Source organism: Streptomyces griseoflavus, from assembly GCF_014649995.1.
GTDB lineage: Bacteria > Actinomycetota > Actinomycetes > Streptomycetales > Streptomycetaceae > Streptomyces > Streptomyces griseoflavus.
On the sequence record NZ_BMUC01000005.1, the window covers coordinates 103,049 to 125,064 of the forward strand.

General features: G+C 73.8%; 18 protein-coding genes and 1 riboswitch. Of the genes, 9 read left to right on the plus strand and 9 right to left on the minus strand.

Annotated elements, in window-relative coordinates; translation table 11 throughout:
- Positions 1–167 precede the first annotated feature (167 nt).
- A riboswitch (cyclic di-AMP (ydaO/yuaA leader) is annotated at positions 168–332 on the plus strand.
- 12 nt (positions 333–344) lie between these two features.
- Positions 345–1,118: a M23 family metallopeptidase gene (locus IE172_RS13375; RefSeq protein WP_190097419.1), complete on the plus strand. Its 774-nt coding sequence runs from the start codon at positions 345–347 to the stop codon at positions 1,116–1,118.
- Between the two features lie 213 nt (positions 1,119–1,331).
- Positions 1,332–2,027 carry a GntR family transcriptional regulator gene (locus IE172_RS13380; RefSeq protein WP_190097420.1) on the plus strand — a complete coding sequence of 232 codons (696 nt, stop codon included), beginning with the start codon at positions 1,332–1,334 and terminating at the stop codon, positions 2,025–2,027.
- 163 nt (positions 2,028–2,190) lie between these two features.
- Here the strand turns inward: IE172_RS13380 and IE172_RS13385 are convergent, their stop codons facing one another.
- Positions 2,191–2,472, minus strand: a complete 282-nt coding sequence (locus IE172_RS13385) for an HPr family phosphocarrier protein (RefSeq protein ID WP_053637259.1) — start codon at positions 2,470–2,472, stop codon at positions 2,191–2,193.
- Between the two features lie 177 nt (positions 2,473–2,649).
- On the opposite strand from IE172_RS13385, the gene IE172_RS13390 reads away from it, so the two are divergent.
- The 4 genes from IE172_RS13390 to IE172_RS13405 all read left to right on the plus strand — a co-directional run bounded on the left by IE172_RS13390 (position 2,650) and on the right by IE172_RS13405 (position 8,200).
- The gene (locus IE172_RS13390) at positions 2,650–5,604 is read left to right on the plus strand and encodes a bifunctional acetate--CoA ligase family protein/GNAT family N-acetyltransferase (protein WP_190097421.1); all 2,955 of its coding nucleotides are present in this window, start codon (positions 2,650–2,652) and stop codon (positions 5,602–5,604) included.
- Between the two features lie 70 nt (positions 5,605–5,674).
- Positions 5,675–6,259, plus strand: a complete 585-nt coding sequence (locus tag IE172_RS13395) for a DUF5998 family protein (RefSeq protein WP_190097422.1) — start codon at positions 5,675–5,677, stop codon at positions 6,257–6,259.
- The gene (locus IE172_RS13400) at positions 6,259–7,506 is read left to right on the plus strand and encodes an alkaline phosphatase family protein (protein ID WP_190097423.1); all 1,248 of its coding nucleotides are present in this window, start codon (positions 6,259–6,261) and stop codon (positions 7,504–7,506) included. The genes IE172_RS13395 and IE172_RS13400 overlap by 1 nt, the downstream gene beginning before the upstream one ends.
- A gap of 43 nt (positions 7,507–7,549) precedes the next feature.
- Positions 7,550–8,200, plus strand: coding sequence for a thymidine kinase (locus IE172_RS13405; protein WP_189558023.1), 651 nt, complete (start codon positions 7,550–7,552; stop codon positions 8,198–8,200).
- Between the two features lie 9 nt (positions 8,201–8,209).
- Here IE172_RS13405 and IE172_RS13410 read toward each other — a convergent pair whose 3' ends face one another.
- The 3 genes from IE172_RS13410 to IE172_RS13420 all read right to left on the minus strand — a co-directional run bounded on the left by IE172_RS13410 (position 8,210) and on the right by IE172_RS13420 (position 12,099).
- Positions 8,210–9,085, minus strand: a complete 876-nt coding sequence (locus IE172_RS13410; protein ID WP_190097424.1) for a PhzF family phenazine biosynthesis protein — start codon at positions 9,083–9,085, stop codon at positions 8,210–8,212.
- A 109-nt stretch (positions 9,086–9,194) separates the two neighbouring features.
- Positions 9,195–11,327, minus strand: a complete 2,133-nt coding sequence (locus tag IE172_RS13415; RefSeq protein WP_190097425.1) for an SDR family NAD(P)-dependent oxidoreductase — start codon at positions 11,325–11,327, stop codon at positions 9,195–9,197.
- 22 nt (positions 11,328–11,349) lie between these two features.
- Positions 11,350–12,099 carry a TetR/AcrR family transcriptional regulator gene (locus tag IE172_RS13420; RefSeq protein WP_229886004.1) on the minus strand — a complete coding sequence of 250 codons (750 nt, stop codon included), beginning with the start codon at positions 12,097–12,099 and terminating at the stop codon, positions 11,350–11,352.
- Positions 12,100–12,154: 55 nt separating this feature from the next.
- On the opposite strand from IE172_RS13420, the gene IE172_RS13425 reads away from it, so the two are divergent.
- Positions 12,155–13,582 (plus strand): MFS transporter, encoded by a 1,428-nt coding sequence (locus tag IE172_RS13425; protein WP_190097426.1) that lies wholly within the window; start codon positions 12,155–12,157, stop codon positions 13,580–13,582.
- 18 nt (positions 13,583–13,600) lie between these two features.
- Here IE172_RS13425 and IE172_RS13430 read toward each other — a convergent pair whose 3' ends face one another.
- Positions 13,601–14,242: an NADPH-dependent F420 reductase gene (locus IE172_RS13430; RefSeq protein ID WP_190097427.1), complete on the minus strand. Its 642-nt coding sequence runs from the start codon at positions 14,240–14,242 to the stop codon at positions 13,601–13,603.
- Positions 14,243–14,650: 408 nt separating this feature from the next.
- Positions 14,651–15,454, minus strand: a complete 804-nt coding sequence (locus IE172_RS13435) for a VOC family protein (RefSeq protein WP_190097428.1) — start codon at positions 15,452–15,454, stop codon at positions 14,651–14,653.
- A 208-nt stretch (positions 15,455–15,662) separates the two neighbouring features.
- On the opposite strand from IE172_RS13435, the gene IE172_RS13440 reads away from it, so the two are divergent.
- Positions 15,663–16,514 carry a sulfurtransferase gene (locus tag IE172_RS13440; protein WP_190097429.1) on the plus strand — a complete coding sequence of 284 codons (852 nt, stop codon included), beginning with the start codon at positions 15,663–15,665 and terminating at the stop codon, positions 16,512–16,514.
- A gap of 325 nt (positions 16,515–16,839) precedes the next feature.
- On the opposite strand, the gene sepH is transcribed toward IE172_RS13440, so the two are convergent.
- The 3 genes from sepH to IE172_RS13455 form a co-directional block, all read right to left on the minus strand.
- Positions 16,840–17,901 carry a septation protein SepH gene (gene sepH / locus IE172_RS13445; protein WP_190097430.1) on the minus strand — a complete coding sequence of 354 codons (1,062 nt, stop codon included), beginning with the start codon at positions 17,899–17,901 and terminating at the stop codon, positions 16,840–16,842.
- A 315-nt stretch (positions 17,902–18,216) separates the two neighbouring features.
- A complete protein-coding gene (locus IE172_RS13450; RefSeq protein ID WP_190097431.1) occupies positions 18,217–19,536 on the minus strand; it encodes a D-arabinono-1,4-lactone oxidase in 1,320 nt (439 codons plus the stop codon).
- Positions 19,496–20,734: an MFS transporter gene (locus IE172_RS13455; RefSeq protein ID WP_190097432.1), complete on the minus strand. Its 1,239-nt coding sequence runs from the start codon at positions 20,732–20,734 to the stop codon at positions 19,496–19,498. Before IE172_RS13455 ends, IE172_RS13450 begins: the two co-directional genes overlap by 41 nt.
- Before the next feature lie 148 nt (positions 20,735–20,882).
- Between IE172_RS13455 and IE172_RS13460 the strand changes: the two genes are divergently transcribed.
- Positions 20,883–22,010, plus strand: a complete 1,128-nt coding sequence (locus IE172_RS13460; RefSeq protein WP_190097433.1) for a ferrochelatase — start codon at positions 20,883–20,885, stop codon at positions 22,008–22,010.
- Positions 22,011–22,016 lie beyond the last annotated feature (6 nt).

Here is a 22,016-nt window from a genome sequence, read left to right on the forward strand (position 1 = left end):
GTGACGTGAACGTCACCGGGGCCCTCTTATGCCCGAATTGGGGCAGAGGTTGCCTGTCTGCCCTGTGGGATGCGCTACAAAAACCGGGATCCGTTTGAGGATTGCGGGGCGCCCCGCTTAGCTTCGTCCGGGCTGTTCGTCGGGCAGTGCGCCGCACCCGCGGCACCGGACAGCCATCGCCGAGTCCCCGTACGGCGCGAGCCAGGGGAGCCGGGGACCCACATGAGTCCCTGGGGTGAATCGGACGCCCGCGCGTGTCGCGAGGGGGTCCGTAGGAGACCTTCCTGCTCCGAACCCGTCAGCTAACCCGGTAGGCGAGAGGGAAGGAAAGGACCAGCCTGTACATGGCGTTCACCCGCGCCCCGGGCAAGCACCGTCGTCCCAGCAGGATGCAGCGCGGCACCGCCCGCGCGGCGGGCGTCGCGGCGCTCGCCGGCACCGGCGTCGTCGGTTCCCTCGCGGCTCCCGCGCTCGCCGCCGAACCCGCCGCCGCGCAGACCGGTCTCACCCCCGTCGTCACCCTCGGGGACGCGGTCGCCGACCGCATCGACGCCCAGGCCGCGGCCCAGCACGAGGCCGCGCGCGAGGCGGCCGAGGCCGCCGCCCGCAAGGCCGCCGAGGAAGCCGCCCGCGAGAAGGCGGCCGAGGAGGCGGAGAAGGCCCGCGCGGAGAAGGAGCGGGCCGCGCGCGAGGCCGAGCGCAAGCGCCTCAACACCTTCGTCTCCCCGATCCCCGGCTCGTACGTGTCGACCGGCTACAAGAGCGGCGGCGCCGTCTGGTCCTCCGGCAGCCACACCGGTGTCGACTTCCACGCCGCGACCGGCACCCCCGTCCAGTCGGTCGGCATGGGCACCGTCGTCGAGGCCGGCTGGGGCGGCGCGTACGGCAACCAGGTCGTCATCAGGATGAACGACGGCACCTACACCCAGTACGGCCACCTGTCGTCCATCGCCGTCTCGCCGGGCCAGCAGGTTGCGGCCGGCCAGCGGATCGGCGTCTCCGGCGCGACCGGCAACGTCACGGGCGCGCACCTGCACTTCGAGGCCCGGTCCGGCGCCGACTACGGCTCCGACCTCGACCCCGTCGCCTACCTCCGCGCGCACGGCGTGAACCTCTGAGACGCAAGGCGCCCGCGCCCCCCGCGTTTCCCGATGCCCCGGCTCCCCGAGCCGGGGCATTCGGTGTTTCGGGGTGCCGCCCGTGCGTGCCGCTCGTGCAAAAAAATATGCATGGATTCCGGATCGCCGTCGGAAATTCCCGCTGATTGCAATAGAGTCACGGAACGGACGTCAAGCGGCGACGTTTCACGGGGATTAAGCCGGAGGTCGGTCATGCGCATTCCCGCGCACTCGGTGTGCACGGCGATCCGGGACGACATCGTCGCGGGTGTCCACGAGCGCGGCGGCCGGCTCACCGAGGAAGTCCTCGCCCGCCGGTACGGCGTCTCCCGCGTCCCCGTCCGTGAGGCGCTGCGCACCCTGGAGGCGGAGGGCTTCGTCGTCACCCGCCGGCACGCTGGCGCGTGCGTGGCGGAGCCCACCGAGCAGGAGGCGGCGGACCTGCTGGAGATGCGCGCGCTCCTCGAACCGCTCGGTGCCGCCCGCGCCGCCCAGCGCCGCACCGAGGCCCATCTGAAGGTGCTGCGGGGTCTGGTCCGGCTGGGGCAGGAACGCGCCCGCCAGGGCAACAGCGACGACCTGCGCTCCCTGAGCGGCTGGTTCCACGAGACGCTCGCCCAGGCCTCCGGCAGCCCGGCGCTGACGTCGGCGCTGACCCAGCTGCGCTACAAGATCGCCTGGATGTACACCACCGAGGGGCCGTCCGACCCCGTCGAGTACTGGGCGGAGCACGGCGCGATCGTGGACGCGGTCGCCCGCGGGGACGGCGAGCGCGCGAGGTCCGTCACGGCCCTGCACACCGAACGCGCGAGCGCCGGTCAGCGCCCGCGGTTCGGCTCCGGCGCCGGGCGCGTGGACCGTGTGAGGAACGCGCAACATCCCGTAAACACGCCGAGTCTGCGCCCTTAACACGAGTGCCGTATACAAAGAGGGAGTTATTCGCGGGGGTTATTTCTGCTGCCCGTAAAAGGGGAACGCGGGAAATGCGAAAGGCCCGCCCGGGGAGCCGGGCGGGCCTTTCCGTGTGCGGTCGACAACCCGCGAAAAGGCGGTCACCGCATTCTCGAGGGCGTCAGACGGTCTCGGGAAGCTCCTCGAGACCCTCGGAGACCAGCTTCGCCAGACGGTCCAGGGCGGCATCCGCCCCTTCGGCGTCGGAGGCGAGGACGATCTCCTCGCCGCCCTGGGCGCCCAGGCCCAGGACGGCCAGCATGGAGGCCGCGTTGACGGGGTCGCCCCCGGCCTTGGCGATCGTCACCGGGACGCCTGCGGCCGTGGCGGCTCGGACGAAGATGGAAGCGGGGCGGGCGTGGAGGCCCTCGGCCCAGCCGACGTTGACGCGGCGCTCAGCCATGTGTTGCTGCCCTTCGGTGTTCAGGGTTGTCTAGACCAGTTTCCCACATCGTGAAGCGTGCCGGAGAGCGGCATCGTGCCCGCTCCCGGCGACAGCCGGCCCGCGGCCTCGGCCCGGCTGTCGTCCACCACAGACTGCCTCGCGCCCCTGTCGCACGCGAGCCGTACTCTGGGGCCCATGCAGATCTCGTCGGACCGGCACGAGTATCCCGCCCACTGGGAAGCCGACGTGGTGCTGCGCGACGGCGGCACCGCGCGCATCCGCCCCATCACCGTCGATGACGCCGAGCGCCTGGTCAGCTTCTACGAGCAGGTGTCGGACGAGTCGAAGTACTACCGCTTCTTCGCGCCCTACCCGCGTCTGTCCGCCAAGGACGTCCACCGCTTCACGCACCACGACTTCGTGGACCGGGTGGGACTCGCGGCCACGATCGGCGGCGAGTTCATCGCCACCGTACGCTACGACCGGATCGGCGCCGACGGGACGCCCGCGTCCGCGCCGGCCGACGAGGCCGAGGTCGCCTTCCTCGTGCAGGACGCCCACCAGGGCAGGGGCGTGGCCTCCGCCCTGCTCGAACACATCGGAGCCGTCGCGCGGGAGCGCGGCATCCGCCGGTTCGCCGCCGAGGTACTGCCCGCCAACACCAAGATGATCAAGGTGTTCACCGACGCCGGGTACACCCAGAAGCGCAGCTTCGAGGACGGCGTCGTACGCCTGGAGTTCGGTCTCGAACCCACCGACCGGTCCATGGCCGTGCAGTACGCGCGGGAACAGCGGGCGGAGGCCCGCTCGGTGCAGCGGCTGCTGGCCCCCGGTTCGGTGGCCGTCGTCGGCGCCGGACGCACGCCCGGCGGTGTGGGCCGCAGCATCCTCGACAACATCAGGGACGCCGGTTTCACCGGACGCCTGTACGCCGTCAACAAGGCGTTCGAGGCGGACCGCAGGGAACTCGACGGGGTGGCCGCCCACCGCTCCGTCCGCGAGGTCGACGGTCCCGTCGACCTCGCCGTCGTCGCCGTGCCCGCCGAGCACGTGCCCGAGGTGGTCACCGAGTGCGGTGAGCACGGGGTGCAGGGGCTCGTCGTCGTCTCCGCCGGCTACGCCGAGTCCGGCCCCGAGGGCCGCGAGCGCCAGCGCGCCCTCGTACGGCAGGCACGCTCGTACGGCATGCGGATCATCGGCCCGAACTCCTTCGGCGTCATCAACACCTCGCCGGACGTGCGGCTGAACGCGTCGCTGGCCCCCGAGTCGCCCCGCGCGGGCCGCATCGGGCTGTTCGCCCAGTCCGGCGCGATCGGCGTCGCCCTGCTCTCCCGCCTGCACCGGCGCGGCGGCGGCGTCACCGGGGTCACGGGCGTCTCCAGCTTCGTCTCCTCGGGCAACCGGGCCGACGTCTCCGGCAACGACGTCCTGCAGTACTGGTACGAGGACCCCGACACCGACGTCGCCCTGATGTACCTGGAGTCCATCGGCAACCCCCGCAAGTTCACCCGCCTCGCGCGGCGGACCGCGGCGGCGAAGCCGCTGGTCGTGGTCCAGGGCGCACGCCACGGCGCCGGACCCCGGGGACACGCCGTACGGGCGACCCGGCTGCCCCACGAGACGGTGTCCGCGCTGCTGCGGCAGGCCGGGGTGATCCGGGTGGACACCATCACCGAGCTGGTCGACGCCGGTCTGCTGCTGGCCCGCCAGCCCCTGCCGACCGGGCCCCGGGTGGCGATCCTCGGCAACTCCGAGTCGCTGGGACTGCTGACCTACGAGGCATGCCTCGCCGAAGGGCTGCGCCCGCACCCCCCGCGGGACCTCACCACGGCGGCGTCGGCGGCGGAGTTCCACGCGGCGCTCTCGCACGCGCTGGCCGACGAGACCAGCGACGCGGTCGTGGTGACCGCGATCCCCGCGGTGGGGGAGGGCCCGATGGGCGACGCGGCCCTGGCGGACGCCCTGCGCTCGGCCGCCGCCGCTGCCCCGACCAAGCCGGTCCTCGTCGTCCACGTCGAACTCGGCGGCCTCGCGGAGGCCCTGTCGGCCGCGGCCGGCACGGCCCCCCAACCGCCGGCGCCCCCGGGGGCCGGAACCGGCCCGGCGGGGGACCGGCCCCCCGCGGGGGGCCCGGGCGCGGACCCGCCGCCACGGACGGGGCAGGGAACTCCCGCGGAGACGGGACCGGCCGCCGGTACGCCGGACGGACGGGGCGCGGTGTCCCCGGCGGGGAGCGGCCCGGCGGCCGCCGCCGGTCCGCCCACCCCCGTCGAGCCCCCCGAGGACGCTCACCTCATCCCCGCCTACCCCGCCTCCGAGCGCGCCGTCCGGGCCCTCGCGCACGCCGTCGCGTACGCCCAGTGGCGGCGGGACGCCGCCGAACCCGGCAAGGTGCCCGAGCACGAGAACATCGACGAGAGGGGCGCCGCCTCGCTCATCGACACGCTGCTCTCGCACGGCGAGGACCTCACCCTCGGCAGCGACGACACCTGCGACCTGCTCGGCGCGTACGGCATCCACGTGTACCGCGCCCTGCCCGCCCCCACCCCCGACGCCGCGGCCCGGGCCGCGCGCACCCTCGGCTACCCGGTGGTCCTCAAGGCCACGGCCCCCCACCTCAGGCACCGCGCCGACCTCGGCGGCGTCCGCCTCGACCTCGCGGACGAGGAACAACTGCGCCGCGCGTACGGCGAGCTGACGGACCTGTTCGGCACGCCGGGGGAGCTGCGCCCCGTGGTGCAGCGCATGGCACCGCGCGGTGTCGACACCCTCGTCCGCGCGGTCATCGACCCCGCCGCCGGAGCCGTGCTGTCCTTCGGGCTCGCCGGGGCCCCCTCGCAGCTGCTCGGGGACATGGCGCACCGCCTGATCCCGGTCACCGACCGGGACGCGACCTCACTGGTGCGATCCATCCGGACCGCCCCCCTCCTCTTCGGCTGGCGGGGATCCGCGCCGGTGGACACCCCGGCGCTGGAGGAGCTGATGCTGCGGGTGTCGCGGCTGGTCCACGACCATCCGGAGGTCGTCGCGGTCACCCTGGAACCGGTCGTCGTCGCCCCGCACGGCGTCAGCGTCCTCGGCGCCTCCGTGCGGCTCTCCCCGCCGCCCGCCCGCGACGACCTCGGCCCGCGCACCCTCCCGGCGTACTGAGGCCGCCCGGGGAGCGGAGGCGGGTGAGAGCGGTGCCTGGCAGTCAGTGGCCACCCGTAGGATGGGCGTCATGGCCAAGACCAGTACGACGACCCAGGGGCTGCGGGCGGCGATCGAGCGCAGCGGCTACTACCCGGCTCTCGTGGCCGAGGCGGTGGAGGCCGCCGTGGGCGGCGAGCCCATCCGGTCGTACCTGGTCCACCAGGAGACGACGTTCGACCAGAACGAGGTGCGGCGGCACGTGACCGTGCTCGTCCTCACCGGCAACCGCTTCATCGTCAGCCACACCGACGAGCAGGCCGCGGACAGCACCTCCCCGACGCCCTACGCCACCACGTCGACGGAGTCGGTCAAGCTCGGCCGGATCTCGTCGATCGTGGTCAGCCGAGTGGTCGCCAACCCGGAGTCGTACAAGCCGGGCACGCTGCCGCGGGAGATCGTGCTCACCATCGGCTGGGGTGCCGTCGCCCGCATCGACCTCGAACCGGCCGCCTGCGGCGACCCCAACTGCGAGGCCGACCACGGTTACACGGGCAGCTCGACCGCCGACGACCTGAGCCTGCGCGTCAGCGAGGCCGGCGACGGGCCGGAGACGGTGCGCCAGGCGCTCGTCTTCGCGCAGGCCCTCTCCGAGGCGACCGCGGACACCCGCTGATGGCCCACCCGCCTCCCCCCGCCGCCCATGACCGAGGGCGCTTCGCGCCCGCCCCTGCCGATTCCGCGGTCTGGGACTCCCACCCGGAACCCCTCCCCCTCGACTCCGCCCCCGTGCCCGAGTACGGCACCGGTTCGCTCGCCGACCTGCTGCCCACGCTCGCCGCGGGCCTCGGCGTCCCCGGCATGACCGCCGGCATCGGGGAGCTGACCCCCGCCGACCGCAACTGCGTGTTCCTGATCGACGGCCTCGGCTGGGAGCAGCTGCGCGCCCACCCCGAGGACGCCCCCTTCATGACGTCGCTGCTCGGCAGCTCGCGCGGCGGCACCGGCCGCCCGATCACCGCGGGCTACCCGGCGACCACCGCGACCTCGCTGGCCTCCGTCGGCACCGGACTGCCGCCCGGCGCCCACGGCCTGCCCGGTTACACCGTGCGCGACCCGGACACCGGCGAGCTGATGAACCAGCTGCGCTGGCAGCCGTGGACCGCCCCCGGCGCCTGGCAGCCGTACCCCACCGTCTTCGAGCTGGCCCACCGGGCGGGTGTGCACGCCGCCCAGGTGTCCTCCCCGACCTTCGCGAACACCCCGCTGACCAAGGTCGCGCTCAGCGGCGGCTCCTTCCACGGGCGGCTCTCCGGCGAGGACCGCATGGACCTCTCCGCGGCACAGCTGGCCGGCGCGGACCGCGCCCTGGTCTACACGTACTACGCCGAGGTGGACGGCGCCGGTCACCGCTTCGGTGTCGACTCCGACACCTGGCGCGGCCAGCTCGCCCACGTCGACCGGCTCGTCCAGCGGCTCGCCGAGCAGCTGCCGCCGCGCAGCGCCCTCTACGTCACCGCCGACCACGGCATGATCGACGTCCCCTTCGACGAGACGCACCGCATCGACTTCGACGAGGACTGGGAGCTGAAGGCGGGCGTCGCCCTCCTCGGCGGCGAGGGCCGCGCCCGGCACGTGTACGCGGTCCCCGGCGCGGCGAACGACGTACTGACCTGCTGGCGCGAGGTGCTCGGCGAGCAGTTCTGGGTGGCCTCGCGCGACGAGGCGATCGACTCCGGCTGGTTCGGGCCGGCCGTCGACGAGCGGGTGTACCGCCGCATCGGCGACGTGGTCGCCGCCGCGCGGGACGACGTGCTGCTGATCGCCTCCGAGCGGGAGCCCAGGGAGTCGGCGATGGTGGGCAACCACGGCTCGATGACCCCTGCCGAGCAGCTCGTCCCCCTCCTCGAAGTACGCTCCTGAGGTTCCGCCCGTGACCGTCCCGCCGAAAGGTTTCCGACCCTCCATGCCCGAGCTGGTGTTCTTCTCCGGAACGATGGACTGCGGGAAGTCGACGCTGGCTCTCCAGATCGAGCACAACCGTTCGGCGCGGGGCCTGGCCGGCATGATCTTCACCCGCGACGACCGCGCGGGCGAGGGCAAGCTCTCTTCCCGGCTCGGCCTGGTCACGGACGCGGTGGAGGTCGTGGACGGGCACGATCTGTACGCCCACGTCGTCGACCACCTCTCGCAGGGCGGACGCGTCGACTACGTGATCGCCGACGAGGCGCAGTTCCTCGCACCGGACCAGATAGACCAGCTCGCCCGCGTGGTGGACGACCTCAACATCGACGTGTACGCCTTCGGCATCACCACCGACTTCCGCTCCAAGCTCTTCCCCGGCTCCCAGCGTCTGGTCGAACTCGCCGACCGGGTCGAGGTGCTCCAGGTCGAGGCCCTGTGCTGGTGCGGCGCCCGCGCCACGCACAACGCCCGGACCGTCGGCGGTGTCATGGTGGTCGAGGGCGCCCAGGTGGTCATCGGCGACGTCGCCCAGTCGCCCGACGAGATCGGCTACGAGGTGCTGTGCCGGCGTCACCACCGCCGCCACATGACGGCCGCGACGGCCCGCGCCGCGGCCCTGTCCCCGGACGTGCTCCCGGTGTCGGCCACCTGACGGCCGCGCTCAGCCGATACGGACTCCCGCACCGCTCACCCGCACGCGCGGGTCGCCCGCGCGCAGCGTCACCGTGAGCTCCCCGGGGCGGCCCATGTCCTCGCCCTGGTGCAGGGTGAGGACGGCGTCCCGCGCGACCAGGCCGAACTCACGGGCGTACGCGCCGAACGCCGCGGCCGCCGCACCCGTCGCCGGGTCCTCGACCACACCGCCCACGGGGAACGGGTCGCGGACGTGGAAGACGGTCGCCGATTCCCGCCACACCAGCTGGACCGTGGTCAGGTCCAGCCGCTGCATCAGGGCTTCCAGGCGCGCGAAGTCGTACGCGAGATCCGCGAGCCGGGCGCGCGTGGACGCCGCGAGGACGAGATGGCGGGCGCCGGCGAACGCGATCCGGGGCGGGAAGGCCGGATCCAGATCGGCCGCCGGCCAGTCGAGCGCGGCGAGCGCCTCCGCGAGGTCGGCGTCGGCGATCTCCTCGACGTGCGGCTCGACGCTGGTGAGCGTGGCCCTCAGCGTCCCGTCCTCCTCGGTCACCTCCACCGGTACGGTGCCGGCGCGCGTCGCGAACACCAGTTCCCCGGGGCCGACGCGCTCCGCGAGCGCGAGGGCGGTCGCGACGGTGGCGTGCCCGCAGAACGGCACCTCGGCCCGGGGACTGAAGTAGCGGATGCCGTACGCCCGCCCCTCCCGGCCGTCGAACCCTTCCGGCGGCGCGGTCAGGAACGCGGACTCCGAGTAGCCCAGTTCGGCGGCGAGGGCCAGCATGTCGGTGTCGTCCAGACCGGTGGCGTCCAGGACGACACCGGCGGGGTTCCCGCCGTCGGGCGTGCTGGAGAAGGCTGTGTAGCGCAGTACTTCGAGCCGTGAGGCGTGCGTCGTCATGCCCGGGCCAACACGGCGCGGGCCGCGGCTGTTCCCGCTGCCTGGTCCTGCCCCGTCCCGTCCGGTTCCGCCCGGTCCTGCCCGGGGTTTTCCCCGCGGGCGACCGCCGTCAGCCGTCGCGGCCGTGCCGGCGCCGCAGACCCTCGGCGAGCGGTGCCTTCGCGAACGCGCCCGCCGCGAGCCGGGACGCGACGGTCCGCCGCACGATCCGGTCGGTCAGGGCGGGCGCGTGCCGGGCCAGCGCCATCTCGGCCCGTCCCCGTGAGGTCGTCGCCACGTCGCGCGGTGCCCGCCGGGCCGTGACCGCCGAGACCACCGCGGACACCACCCCTTCGAGCGGCTCGGGCCGGGACACCCCGTCGAGCGAGAGTCCGGCCTCGCGGGTGCTGTCGTGGATCGGGCTGCGCACCATGCTCGGGTACACGGTCGTCACCCCGACGTGCGTGCCGACCTCCAGCCGGAGCGTGTCCGCGTACGCGGCGAGGGCCCGCTTGGAGACCCCGTAGGCGGCGGCCAGCGGCAGCGGCAGCAGCGCCATCCGCGAGGCGACGAACACCACCCGCCCGCGGGCCCGTTCGAGGTGCGGCAGCGCCGCGGCCGTCACCTCCCAGGCGCCGAGCAGGTTGAGCCGCAGCTGCGTGTGCACCTCCTCGGACGGCCGCAGCTCCGCGGGCGCGGGACCGCCCCGCCCCGCGTTGTTGACCAGGACGTCCACACCGCCGCCGAGCAGCCGCACCGCTTCTTCCACCCCCTTGGTCACGGACTCGGGGTCGGTCAGGTCGCAGCCCACCACGGGCACCGGCGCCGTCTCGTCCGCCACCAGGTCCAGCCCGACCACCCGCGCACCGAGTGCGGTGAAGCGGTCCCCGAGCGCCCGGCCGAAGGTCCCCGCCGCGCCCGTCACGATCACCCGACGCCCCGCGAGGGAGGACGCCGTGCCCCGCCGCTCCGCGAGGTCGCGTGCCACCTGACGGAGGTAGCGGTCCACGTCGATGCGCATGTGCGGGCGCTTGGTGCCCCACCGGTCCCGCGCGGCGTGCAGCTCGGAGGTGACGGCGGCCAGCATCCGGTCCCGGTGCGGCCGGCGCAGCCGCCCGGACAGGTGTGCGGCCAGCAGCCTGCCCTGTGCCTCCACGACCGGCAGCGCGGAGCCCGTCGACTGCATCAGCCCGACGAAGGACAGCGCGGGTTCGTCGAGCGGGAACACGTGCCGGTACAGCGGCAGCCGCGCCGGATCGGGCACCAGCTCCGGGTCGAGGAAGGGGACGGTCGCCCGGTACCCGGTGCACCACAGCACGTGGTCCACCTCGTCCTCGCGTCCGTCCGTGAAGCGCACCCGGCGTCCCTCGAACCGCTCGATGCCCGTCCGTACGCCGATCCGCCCGGCCGCCACCAGCGCCGGGACCGTGTCGCTCAGCGTCGGGTGGTCCTGGAGCACCCCTTCGGGGGAGGGCGGCAGCGCCGGCCCCTCGCCGCCCCGGCCGGCCAGCCGCAGCATCGCCTGGGACACCCGCTGGCGCAGCCGCCACGGCAGTACGGCGGCGAGCGCGCCGTTCCACTGGTCGGTGGGCCGGCCCAGCAGCCGCTTCGGCAGCACCCACACACCGCGCCGGGTCGATATCAGCACCTCGCTCGCCTGCCCGGCCAGCTCCGTGGCGATGTCCATCGCGGAGTTGCCGGTGCCCACGACGAGCACCCGGCGCCCGGCGAACTCGGCGGGCTCGCGGTAGGCGTGGGCGTGCGAGGAGGTGCCCGCGAAGGTGCCGGGGTAGGGCGGTTCGGGCAGGCGCGGCGTGTGGTTGTGCCCGTTGGCCACCACCAGGTGCGCGACGGACTCCTCGTACGGGCCGTCGGGGCCGTCCAGTTCGAGCAGCCAGCCCTCCCCGGTGCGTCGCGCGGCGACGAGTTCCGTGTGCATCCGGTAGTGCCCCGGGACGCCGAAGCGCTCCGCGTACTCCTGTACGTACGCCAGGAGTTGGGCGCGCGAGGGGTAGTCGGGCCACTCCGGTGGCATCGGGTGGTCGCTGAACTCGGTCCGTGGCTTGGAGGTGTTGAGCCGCAGCCCTTCGTAGGCGGCGGTGTCGTCGGAGAGCCGCCACAGCCCGCCCAGTTCCCCGGCACGCTCCAGGCCGAACACCTCGACGCCCGCCTCGATCAGCGCCTTCACCGCCGCGATGCCCGCGACCCCGCCCCCGACGACGGCCACCCGACCCGGCCCCGCCGTCTCCCGCCCTGCGCCCATCGCCCCGCGCCCTTCCTCCGAGCTAATCCAACGTGCGAGGGATTATTACGTCACTTCCGTCACCGGCACCAGACCCCGGCTCCCCGCCGCCCGGCGCCGGTCCGTACAGCGCGGCCAGGAACCTGCGCACCCACAGGCGGAACTCGTAGCGCTCCCGCTCCCGCTCGGCGGGGGAGGCCGCCGCCAGCGCGGTGACGTGGCCGTGCGCCGCCCACACCAGGCTGCGCACCGTCACGTGCGGGGTCGTCTCCCGCACCGTCCCCGCCTGCGCCGCCTCCAGCAGGGCCCGCTCCACCTCGCCGTACAGCGGCAGCGCGTAGGCCCGGTCCAGGCCGGTGCCGCGCGTGGGGTCGAGCCAGCGGCGCAGCCACAGGAACGTGGTGTGCGGATGCTCCTCCAGGAAGTCCACGAAACCCTCCGCGAGCGCACTGAGCGCCGCGGCCAGCGGCGGCCCGCCGGCCGCCGCCGCCCGCCTCAGCTCCGCCACCAGCGGGGCCAGCGCCGCCCGCTCGGCCTCGTGCACCCGCTCGAAGCAGGCGTCGTACAGCGCGTCCTTGGCCGGGAAGTGGTGGTGCAGGCTCGACACGTCGATACCCACCCGCGCCGCGATGTCCCGCAGCGAGGTCCCCTCCGGCCCCCGCGCGGCGAACAGCGCCGTCGCCTCCCGCAGGATCAGCTCACGCGTGGAGGGCCCCTCCCGCTCCGCGCGCCTCGGCCTGCCCGGACCGCGCCGGGCGGGCCGCTCGTCGGGTGTCTGATCGCTCTTCCTCATCCGGCCCAGTCTGGCTAGGATCCGCAGACCTCGCAATCAAACACCTGAGGGATTCATGAACGCCGCCACAGGATCCGAAGCCCCTCTCCCCGGACACCCGGTCCCCGCCGCCGACGGGACCGACCGGGACGGCACCGACGTGCCCCGCCCCGCCCTTGTGCGCTACGCCCTCGGCTCGGCCGGCATGGGCGTCTACGTGACGGTCCCCGGCCTGCTCCTGCTGTACTTCCTCACCGACACCCTCGGTGTGGCCCCCTGGCTGGCCGGACTGGCGCTGCTCGTGCCGAAGGCCGTGGACATCGTGCTGCACCCGTTCGTCGGCTCCCTCTCCGACCGGGAACGCGCCCGACGGGGCAACAGGCTGCGGCTCCTGGCGGCGGGCTGCGCGCTCGCCCCGGCGTTCGTCGCGCTCTTCGCGGTGCCCGCGCCCGTGGCGGACCGGCCCTGGGCCGCCGCCCTCTGGGTCGCCGGCTGGTTCGTCGTCGCCAACGCCCTCTTCGCCGCGTACCAGGTGCCGTACCTCTCCACGCCCACCGACATGACGGTCGGCTACCACGGCCGGACGCGGGTGCTGTCCTTCCGCATGGTGGTCCTCACCGTCGGCATCCTGGCCGGCGGCGCCTTGGCCCCGCTCCTGGCGGGCGAGGGCGACTCGGTCGCCCGGTACGCCGTCATGGCCCTCGTCCTCGGCGCCTTCACCCTCGCCTTCCAGATCGTCGGCGTCGGCGGCGTCCGCGACCTCCTGCCCACCGCACCCCGGACGCACCCCGAGTCCCCGGCGCCGACGGCACACGGCTCGGCCCTGGCCCAGGTACGGGACGTGCTGCGCGCCAACCCGTCCTTCCGCGTCCTGGTCCTCGCCTACCTCCTCGTCTCCACCACCACCCACCTGGTCCTCGCGGGCCTGCCCTACTACGCCCGGCACGAACTGGGCCGCCCCGGCTTCACCACCGTCCTCATGGCCGCGTTCGTGGCCCCCGCCCTGCTCACCACGCCCCTGTGGTTCCGCCTCTCGCGAAGCTGGGGCAAACAGCGCTGCCTGCTGCTCTGCCAGGCGTTCTTCGCCGCCGGGGCACTCGGCCTGGCCGCGGGCGACTCCGCCGGGATCGTGGTCCCCGTGCTGTGCACACTGATCCTCGGCGTGTGCTTCGCCGGCCTCCAGCTCTTCCCGTTCTCGATGGTCCCGGACACCGTCCGCTCGGCGGGCAGCGAAGAGATCCGACGCACCGGCGCCTACACGGGCGTGTGGACCGCGACGGAGTCGACGGGCGCCGCCGCCGGCCCCTACCTGTACTCGGCGGCCCTCGGCCTCGGCGGATACGCCGCCGCGCGGGCCGGCGAGGAGGTCACCCAGACCGGCGCCGCCCACACCGCCATCCTCCTCGGCTTCACGCTCCTGCCCGCCCTCCTCATGGCAGCCGCCCTCGCGGTCCAGTCCCGCTACCGACTCGACGCCCGCATCACACGCACCACCGGCCACTGACCACCCCGCTCCGGCCGGTCACGGCAGGATCGCGATACCGCTCGACCAGTTCAGACCGAGCCGGTCCTGCGCCGCCATGTGCAGGAACTGGAACCCCTCCAGCTCCCGGGCCCGCCGCAACGGCCCGACGTCCAGGGGACGCAGCCCGCCGGAGGCGACGAGGGCCGACACCGTCTCCTTCGCGCCCTCGTCGTCACCCGCGACGAAGACGTCCAGCGGCCGCCCGGCCACCTCACCGGCGGCCAGCGGCCCGGCGAACGTCGTGTTGAACGCCTTGACCACCCGGGCGTCCGGCACGGCGGCGGCGATCTCCTCGGCGGCGGACGTACCGGGGGCGACGACGAGCGAGTCGAACGTGGAGAAGTCCACGGGATTGGAGATGTCGATCACGACCTTCCCCGCCAGCGCGCCCGCCCACCCCGAGGCCACGTCCCGCCCGGCCGGATGGGGCAGCGCGAGCACCACCACGTCGGCATCACCCACCGCCCCCTCGTCCACCGCCGCGGCATCCGCCCCGGAGGTCCCCTGACTCAGCGCTGCGGCCAGCTCCTCCGCCTTGGCGCGCGTACGGTCGTACAGCCGGAGGGTGTGCCCGCCCGCCAGCATCCGCGTACCGATGCCCCGGGCCATGTTCCCGGCACCGGCGATGGTGACGATCATGCGCTGCTCCGTACGTGGTGAAGGGCCGGGGAACGCCGGCTGCGTCTCCCCGCACCCCTCCACCGTCACACCCCCGGGCTCCCCCCGCCACCGCCCACCCTGCGACCAGGGTTGCCCGTCACTGATATCGGGACAAGTGGCCCGTGGTGGCCTGGCGTCGCCGGCACGCGTGGAACGAGTCGAGCTGGACGCTGGTCGACTGCGGCACGGTGCAGTTCCCCATCCGCATGATGCTGGGCCGGTTCGACGCCTGCCCGCTCGGGGACGCGTCGCTCTGGAACCGGACGGATGTCTTCGTCAGTTGGCGGGAGCAGGAACGGCGACTCGCGGCCGGCCTGGACCCGTGCACCGGCGAACCCGACCCCTGCGCCCACCTGTTCCCCGTCTCCCGGGGACTGAGCGCCCGCGTCACCGCACGGTCTGCACCACGGCGAACCGCGCCCCCTCCGGGTCCGCGACCAGGGCGGAGCGGCCGCGGTCGCCGTCGCGGGGCGGTCGGAGGACCCGGCCGCCCAGGTGCCGGACCCGCTCCACCGCGTCGTCGGTGTCGGCCACGGCGAAGTACGTCGTCCAGTGCGGGCCCCGGTCCCGGGGCAGGGCGCGGCCCAGGCCGTGGACGGCGGCGACGGGACGGCCGTCCAGGTGGAGGGTGACGTGGTCGAGGTCGGCGGAGACCGTGCGTTCCCCGTCGTGGCCGAAGACGGTGCCGTAGAACTTGGCCACGGGGGCGGACTCGTAGGTGGTCAGCTCGTTCCAGGCGGGCGTTCCGGGCGTGCCGGTGAGGGCGTGGCCGGTGTGCGTGGCCGGCTGCCAGATGCCGAAGACGGCACCGCCGGGGTCGGAGCCGATCGCCAGGCGTCCCGCGTCGCCGGCGTCCAGCGGGCCCACCCCGATGGTGCCGCCGCACGAGCGCACGGCGTCGGCCGTGGCGTTCACGTCGTCCGAGGCGAAGTAGGGCGTCCAGGCGATGGGCAGCCGGCGGTCCGGGGGCAGCACGCCGACGCCGGCCACCGCGTGCCCGTCCCGTAAGGCTCGTACGTAGGGGCCCAGTTGCTCGGGGCCGGGGCGGAACTCCCAGCCGAACAGCGCTCCGTAGAACTCCTCGGTCGCCTCCAGCCCGTGGACCATGAGGCTCACCCAGCAGGGTGTGCCGGGTGGATGCGGAGCGGGTGCCTCACCGTTCGGGCGGGCGTTGCCCCGTGCGTCGGTCATCGTCGCTGCCTTCCCGGCCGCCCGTGGCGCCGGCCGTGGTCTTCTCGCCCCTGCGGGGGCGTGTCCCGTCCGCTCGGCGGATCGTCCCCGCGCCGGAGCCGACACCGTATGTGCCCGGTACCGTACGCCTCGTGACCGGTCCTGTCCGGCCGAGCAGAGTAGCCGGACCTGGACGACACGGCCACCCCGTGCGCGAGGATGAGTGACCATGAACGCCATCATCTCCGCATCCGAACTCGCGAGCGAACTGACGGGCGGTAATCCGCCGGTGCTGCTCGATGTCCGCTGGCAGCTCAGCACGGCCCGGGCGGCCGGTGAACCGCCGTTCGACGGACGGGCCGCGTACCGGGCCGGGCACCTTCCCGGTGCCGTCTTCGTCGACCTGGACGCGGAGTTGGCCTCCGCGCCGGGCGGGCACGGCCGTCATCCGCTGCCGGACCTGGCGGTGTTCGGTGCCGCGATGCGGCGGGCGGGCGTGTCGTCCGCGCGGCCGGTCGTCGTGTACGACGGGGGCATCGGCTGGGGCGCGGCCCGTGCGTGGTGGCTGCTGCGCTGGACGGGTCACCCGGACGTGCGGGTCCTCGACGGCGGGTTGCCGTCCTGGGAGGGGCCGTTGGAGACGTCGGTGCCGCGGCCGGACGAGGGGGACTTTGCACCGGTGCCGGGGGAGACCGGGCTGCTCGACGCCGACGGCGCGGCGGCGCTGGCCCGTTCGGGCGTGCTGCTGGACGCCCGGGCGGGGGAGCGGTACCGCGGCGAGGTGGAGCCGATCGACCGGGTCGGCGGGCACATCCCGGGCGCGGTCTCGGCGCCCACCACGGAGAACGTCGGCGCCGACGGCCGCTTCCTGCCGGCCGCGGAACTGGCGTCCCGGTTCGGGGGCCTGGGCGTGTCGGGGGGTTCCCCGGTCGGCGTGTACTGCGGTTCGGGTGTCTCCGGCGCGCACGAGGTGCTGGCGCTGGCGGTCGCGGGCATCCCCGCGGACCTCTACGTCGGTTCCTGGTCGGAGTGGTCCGCGGACCCGGAGCGGCCGGTCGCGGTGGGCCCGGACCCGCAGTAGCCGGAAGGGCGGCGCCTCGACCGCTTCCGCGGCACGGGGCGCTCCCCGGCCGCGGTCCTGATGCGGGCCGCGCCGACGGGCCGGCCCGGTGCGCACGCGCGCCGCGTCGCTTCCGTCGGCCCGGGAGGCACCCGCACGCCGGTCCGGGCCGCGAACCGCCGGCCGGCCGGCGCAGGCAGGGCGTGCACCGCACCGCCCGACCCGTTCCGCAGGGGACGACCGGTCCCCGTGGCACAGGCCGAAGGGGCGCCCGCCGACCGGCGGGCGCCCCTTCGGCGCTGCGCGGCTCCGTCAACCGTCCGCCCGTGCGGACGGCACGAAAGGCTTACTCCTGCTTCTTCCGCCGGGTCCCGAACACGATCTCGTCCCAGCTCGGCACCGCCGCGCGGCGGCCCGGGCGGACGCCGTCCGCCTCGGCCTGACGGTCGGTCGAGCCGATGAGACGGTCCCGGTGGCTGGTGACGGAACGCGGCATCAGGACGTCCGCGTAGGCGGCACCGGCGGACGCGGCGGGAGCCGGCGGCTCCTCCACCTCGGGCTCGGACTCCGGCTCCTCGGGCACGGCCTCGGGTGTGCGCTCCGGCACCACCAGGTCGCCCCGGAAGCTGGGCACCGCCTCCAGCAGGCTGGTCAGCGAGTCCCGTTCGCCGGAGGCCGTGACCGCCGTGGACTCCTCGGCGGGCTCGGACGCCTGCGCGGGCAGACTCGGCCGTTCGCGGTCGCCGGGGCGGTCCAGGGAACGGTCCAGCGGACGGTCGCGCGGCAGCCGCGCGATGCGCGGGACGAAGGGGAAGCTGGGCTCGGGCGCCGCGAGGTCGTCGGACTCGCCGATCAGCGAGCGCGCCTCGTCGTCGACGGCCTGGACGAGCCGCCGGGGCGGGTCGTACGTCCAGCTCGCCGAGTGCGGTTCCCCCGCGACCCGGTAGACCAGCAGCACTTCCCAGGTGCCGTCGTCGCGGCGCCAGGAGTCCCACTGGACGGTGTCCTTCTCCGCGCCGCGCAGCAGCAGCCGCTCCTGCACGGTTTCGCCGAGCGGCGGACCGGAGTTCTCACCGGGGCGGCGGACCGGGGTCTTGCGGGCACGCTCGGCCATGAACGCGCGCTCGGCGAGCACGGGGCCCTCGAAGCGGCGGACCCGGTCCACGGGGATGCCGGCCATCTGCGCGACCTCTTCCGCGGTCGCACCGGCTCTTATACGTGCCTGGATGTCACGGGGGCGGAGATGGCTCTCCACCTCGATCTCGATCTGGCCGAGACGCGGACGGTCGCCGCGTACGGCGGCCCGGAGCCGCTCATCGATCGGAAGCGTGTACTCCGTGCTGTCCGCAGCCTTGAGCACCAGCCGTGTGCCGTCATTCGAGACGGCCACGACACGCAGTTCGGGCATGGGGACCTCCCGGGTGGTGCCTGCCGACGTCACGTGCGTCGCTGCTTCCGCTAGTCGAGTGTGGCCTGCCCGGGTGCAGCCTGCCACAACCTTGCCGAGTTGCCCGGCGTGTCGGGCGCGGGCCCTGGATCGCCGTTATGGCACGGTTACCTGTTCGCAACGCTAAGTGACCAAACGCGTCACCCTGTGCAACTAGCCCCCCTCCCGGCGGTCCTGACAGGTTCCGAGCACCCTGACGGGAGACCGGACCCAGGGCTCGCAACAGTACTCCATATGGGCCACGTGCGTGGATTGGCGCGCCGCCCAAGGCATCCTCTATGTGCCCAGGATCCTCCGCAAGTAGTCATTACGGAACCGGCGTTCCGGGTCGAGGCGGTCCCGGAGCGCCGTGAATTCCGTGAAGCGCGGATACACCCGGGAGAAGTACTCGGCGTCCCGTGTGTGGATCTTCCCCCAGTGCGGCCGCCCCTCATGGGCGGTGAAGACCCGCTCGGCGGCGGTGAAATACCCCTGATAGGGGGTGCCCTTGAACATGTGGACGGCGATGTACGCGGTGTCCCGGCCGGAAGCCGTGGACAGCGTGATGTCGTCGGACGGCGCGGTGCGCACCTCGACCGGGAAGGTGATCCGCAGGCGCGAGCGGTCGATCATGGCTTTCAATTCACGCAGCGTCTCCACCAGGGCCTCGCGCGGGACCGCGTATTCCATCTCCACGAAGCGCACCCGGCGCGGCGACGTGAACACCTTGTAGGGAATGTCGGTGTAGGTCCGCGCGGACAGTGCCTTGCTGGAGATCTGCGCGATGGCCGGAATGCTCGCGGGTACCGCCCGGCCGAGCCAGTTGACCGCCTGGAACACCCCGTTGGAGAGGAACTCGTCCTCGATCCAGCCCTTCAGCCGCGGCACCGGCCGCTCAGGACCCGCACTGCGGTTGTTGCGCTTGGTGGTGGTGTTGCCGGTGTGCGGGAACCAGTAGAACTCGAAGTGTTCGTTCTCGGCATGCAGTTGGTCGAACTCGGCGCAGACCCGGTCGAAGGGCATCGGCTCCTCGCGGGCCGTGAGCAGGAAGACGGGCTCCACGGCGAACGTGACCGCGGTGACGACGCCGAGCGCGCCCAGGGAGATCCGCGCGGCCGCGAAGACGTCCGGGTTCTCCTTCTCGGAACAGGTGAGCACCGTACCGTCGGCGGTGACCAGTTCCAGGCCCTTGATCTGCGCGGCGATGGAGGCGGAGTCCCGGCCCGTGCCGTGCGTGCCGGTGCTGGTGGCCCCGGACACCGTCTGCTCCATGATGTCGCCCATGTTGGTCAGCGACAGGCCCTCCCGCGCGAGGGCCACGTTGAGCCGCCTGAGCGGGGTGCCGGCCTCGACCGTGACCGTACCGGCCTCCCGGTCGATGTCACGGATGCCCGTCAGCAGGTCGGGGCGGATCAGCACCCCGTCCGTGGCGGCTATGGACGTGAAGGAGTGCCCGCTGCCGACCGCCTTCACCGGCAGCCCGTCCTCGGTGGCCCGGCGCAGCACGGCGGCCAGCTCGTCGACCGAGGCCGGCGCGACCTCCCGCGCGGGGCGGGCGGAGACGGTGCCTCCCCAGTTACGCCATGTGCCGTTCCTCGTGCTCGCTGTGCTGCCCAACGGAGCCTCCCCGACCCGGAGCCGGCCGCTTGAGCCGGCGGTAACCGAGGAAACCGACCGCGACCGCGACGGCCCCGGCCACCGCCGGAACCCCGTACCCGGCACGCGCCCCGGCCGCGTCGATCACCCAGCCGGCCACGGCGGAGCCCGCCGCGACCCCGACCGCGAGCCCGGTGCTCACCCAGGTCATGCCCTCGGTGAGCTGCGCGCGTGGTACGTGCTCTTCGATGAGGGACATCGTCGTGATCATCGTCGGAGCGATGGACAGTCCCGCAACGAACAGCGCCACGGCCAGAAACGGCAAGTTTCCGACCAGTAGGAGTGGGATCATACTCACGGCCATGGCGCAGACGCCGAGCAGCCACCGGCGCTCCGGCGCCCCCGCGAAGTGCAGCAGCCCGAAGACCACCCCGGCCACGCACGAGCCCAGCGCGTACACGGCGAGCACCACGCTGGCCGCGGTCTTGCTCCCCTGTTCCTCGGCGAAGGCCACGGTGACCACGTCCACGGCGCCGAAGATCGTCCCCGTCGCCACGAAGGTCAGGACGAGGACCTGGAGCCCGCCGGAACGCAACGCCGTACCGCCGCCCTTGTGCGCGCGCGGATGCGGCTCCGGCTCGGTGGCCCGCTGCGAGGTCAGCCAGAAGACGCCGGCCGCGAGGAAGCAGGCCGCGAGCAGCGGGCCGGCCTCCGGGAACCAGGCCGTGGACAGCCCGATGGAGACGATCGGCCCGAAGATGAAGCACATCTCGTCGACCACGGACTCGAAGGAGTACGCGGTGTGCAGCTTGGGGGTGCCCCGGTACACGGCGGCCCAGCGGGCACGGACCATCGCGCCGACGCTCGGCACGCAGCCGATGCCGACACACGCGACGAACAGCACCCATTCCGGCCACGCGAAGTGCGCGGCGAGGAGCAGCAGCGCCGCCGCGGCCAGCGAGATCAGGGTCGCCGGGCGGAGCACCCGCCGCTGTCCGTACTGGTCCACCAGACGCGAGACCTGGGGGCCCGCCAACGCCGCCGAGAGCGCGATCGTGGCCGACAGGGCGCCGGCCAGCCCGTACCGCCCGGTGAGCTGGGAGATCATCGTCACCACGCCGATGCCCATCATGGACAGCGGCATCCGGCCGAGGAACCCCGCGGCGGAGAAGGCCTTGCTGCCGGGGGCGGCGAACAGGGCGCGATAGGGGCTGGGCACGGAGGCTCCGAAGGGCTCAGTAAGGTGCGACCACGGTCGGTACAGATTACTGCCGGGGTCACTCCAATGCACCACCGAATGGAGCGGCGCGGCCGGCGACACCCCCACCCCCGTCCCGGCCACCGGTGCCGGGTGGCAGGATCGAGACATGCCTGACGTGCTTGATGCCAGCCCCTACGACGCCCTCCTCCTGCTCTCCTTCGGCGGCCCCGAAGGCCCGGACGACGTGGTCCCGTTCCTGGAGAACGTGACCCGCGGGCGCGGTATCCCCAAGGAACGCCTCAAGGAGGTCGGGCAGCACTACTTCCTCTTCGGCGGGGTCAGCCCCATCAACGACCAGAACCGCGCCCTGCTGGACGCGCTGCGCGAGGACTTCGCCGGGCACCACCTCGACCTGCCCGTCTACTGGGGCAACCGCAACTGGGCGCCCTACCTCACCGACACCCTGCGCGAGATGGTCAGGGACGGCCGCCGCCGCATCCTGGTCCTCGCCACCAGCGCCTACGCCTCGTACTCCGGCTGCCGCCAGTACCGCGAGAACCTCGCCGACTCCCTCGCGGCCCTGGAGGCCGAGGGCCTGGAGCTGCCGAAGGTCGACAAGCTGCGGCACTACTTCAACCACCCCGGCTTCGTCGAACCCATGGTCGACGGCGTGCTCCGCTCGCTCGCCGACCTCCCCGAGGACGTCCGGGACGGCGCGCACATCGCCTTCTGCACCCACTCCATCCCGAACACCGCCGCGGACACCTCCGGCCCCGTCGAGGACCACGGGGACGGCGGGGCCTACGTCGCCCAGCACCTCGACGTGGCCCGGCTGATCGTCGACGCCGTCCGGGAGCGCACCGGCGTCGACCACCCCTGGCAGCTCGTCTACCAGTCCCGCTCGGGCGCCCCGCACATCCCCTGGCTGGAGCCCGACATCTGCGACCACCTCGAGGAGCGGCACGCGGCCGGGGCACCGGCCGTGGTGATGGCCCCCATCGGCTTCGTCTCCGACCACATGGAGGTGCTGTACGACCTCGACACGGAGGCCACGGCCAAGGCGCGGGAACTGGGGCTGCCGGTACGCCGCTCGGCGACCGTCGGCGCCGACCCGCGGTTCGCCGCCGCGATCCGCGAGCTGACCGTGGAGCGTGCGCGGACCGAGCGCGGCGAGGACGTCACACCGTGCGCCCTGGGCGCCCTGGGCGCGAGCCACGACCTCTGTCCCGTCGGCTGCTGCCCGGCCCGCGCCCCGCGTCCCGCCGCGGCGGGCGCCGACAGCCCCTACGCGTGAGGAGTC

Excerpts from the sequence above, each read along its gene's own strand:
- IE172_RS13375 (WP_190097419.1), top strand. The coding sequence starts at position 345 with ATGGCGTTCACCCGCGCCCCGGGCAAGCACCGTCGTCCCAGCAGGATG.
- IE172_RS13380 (WP_190097420.1), top strand. The coding sequence starts at position 1,332 with ATGCGCATTCCCGCGCACTCGGTGTGCACGGCGATCCGGGACGACATC.
- IE172_RS13385 (WP_053637259.1), bottom strand. The coding sequence starts at position 2,472 with ATGGCTGAGCGCCGCGTCAACGTCGGCTGGGCCGAGGGCCTCCACGCC.
- IE172_RS13390 (WP_190097421.1), top strand. The coding sequence starts at position 2,650 with ATGCAGATCTCGTCGGACCGGCACGAGTATCCCGCCCACTGGGAAGCC.
- IE172_RS13395 (WP_190097422.1), top strand. The coding sequence starts at position 5,675 with ATGGCCAAGACCAGTACGACGACCCAGGGGCTGCGGGCGGCGATCGAG.
- IE172_RS13400 (WP_190097423.1), top strand. The coding sequence starts at position 6,259 with ATGGCCCACCCGCCTCCCCCCGCCGCCCATGACCGAGGGCGCTTCGCG.
- IE172_RS13405 (WP_189558023.1), top strand. The coding sequence starts at position 7,550 with ATGCCCGAGCTGGTGTTCTTCTCCGGAACGATGGACTGCGGGAAGTCG.
- IE172_RS13410 (WP_190097424.1), bottom strand. The coding sequence starts at position 9,085 with ATGACGACGCACGCCTCACGGCTCGAAGTACTGCGCTACACAGCCTTC.
- IE172_RS13415 (WP_190097425.1), bottom strand. The coding sequence starts at position 11,327 with ATGGGCGCAGGGCGGGAGACGGCGGGGCCGGGTCGGGTGGCCGTCGTC.
- IE172_RS13420 (WP_229886004.1), bottom strand. The coding sequence starts at position 12,099 with ATGAGGAAGAGCGATCAGACACCCGACGAGCGGCCCGCCCGGCGCGGT.
- IE172_RS13425 (WP_190097426.1), top strand. The coding sequence starts at position 12,155 with ATGAACGCCGCCACAGGATCCGAAGCCCCTCTCCCCGGACACCCGGTC.
- IE172_RS13430 (WP_190097427.1), bottom strand. The coding sequence starts at position 14,242 with ATGATCGTCACCATCGCCGGTGCCGGGAACATGGCCCGGGGCATCGGT.
- IE172_RS13435 (WP_190097428.1), bottom strand. The coding sequence starts at position 15,454 with ATGACCGACGCACGGGGCAACGCCCGCCCGAACGGTGAGGCACCCGCT.
- IE172_RS13440 (WP_190097429.1), top strand. The coding sequence starts at position 15,663 with ATGAACGCCATCATCTCCGCATCCGAACTCGCGAGCGAACTGACGGGC.
- sepH (WP_190097430.1), bottom strand. The coding sequence starts at position 17,901 with ATGCCCGAACTGCGTGTCGTGGCCGTCTCGAATGACGGCACACGGCTG.
- IE172_RS13460 (WP_190097433.1), top strand. The coding sequence starts at position 20,883 with ATGCCTGACGTGCTTGATGCCAGCCCCTACGACGCCCTCCTCCTGCTC.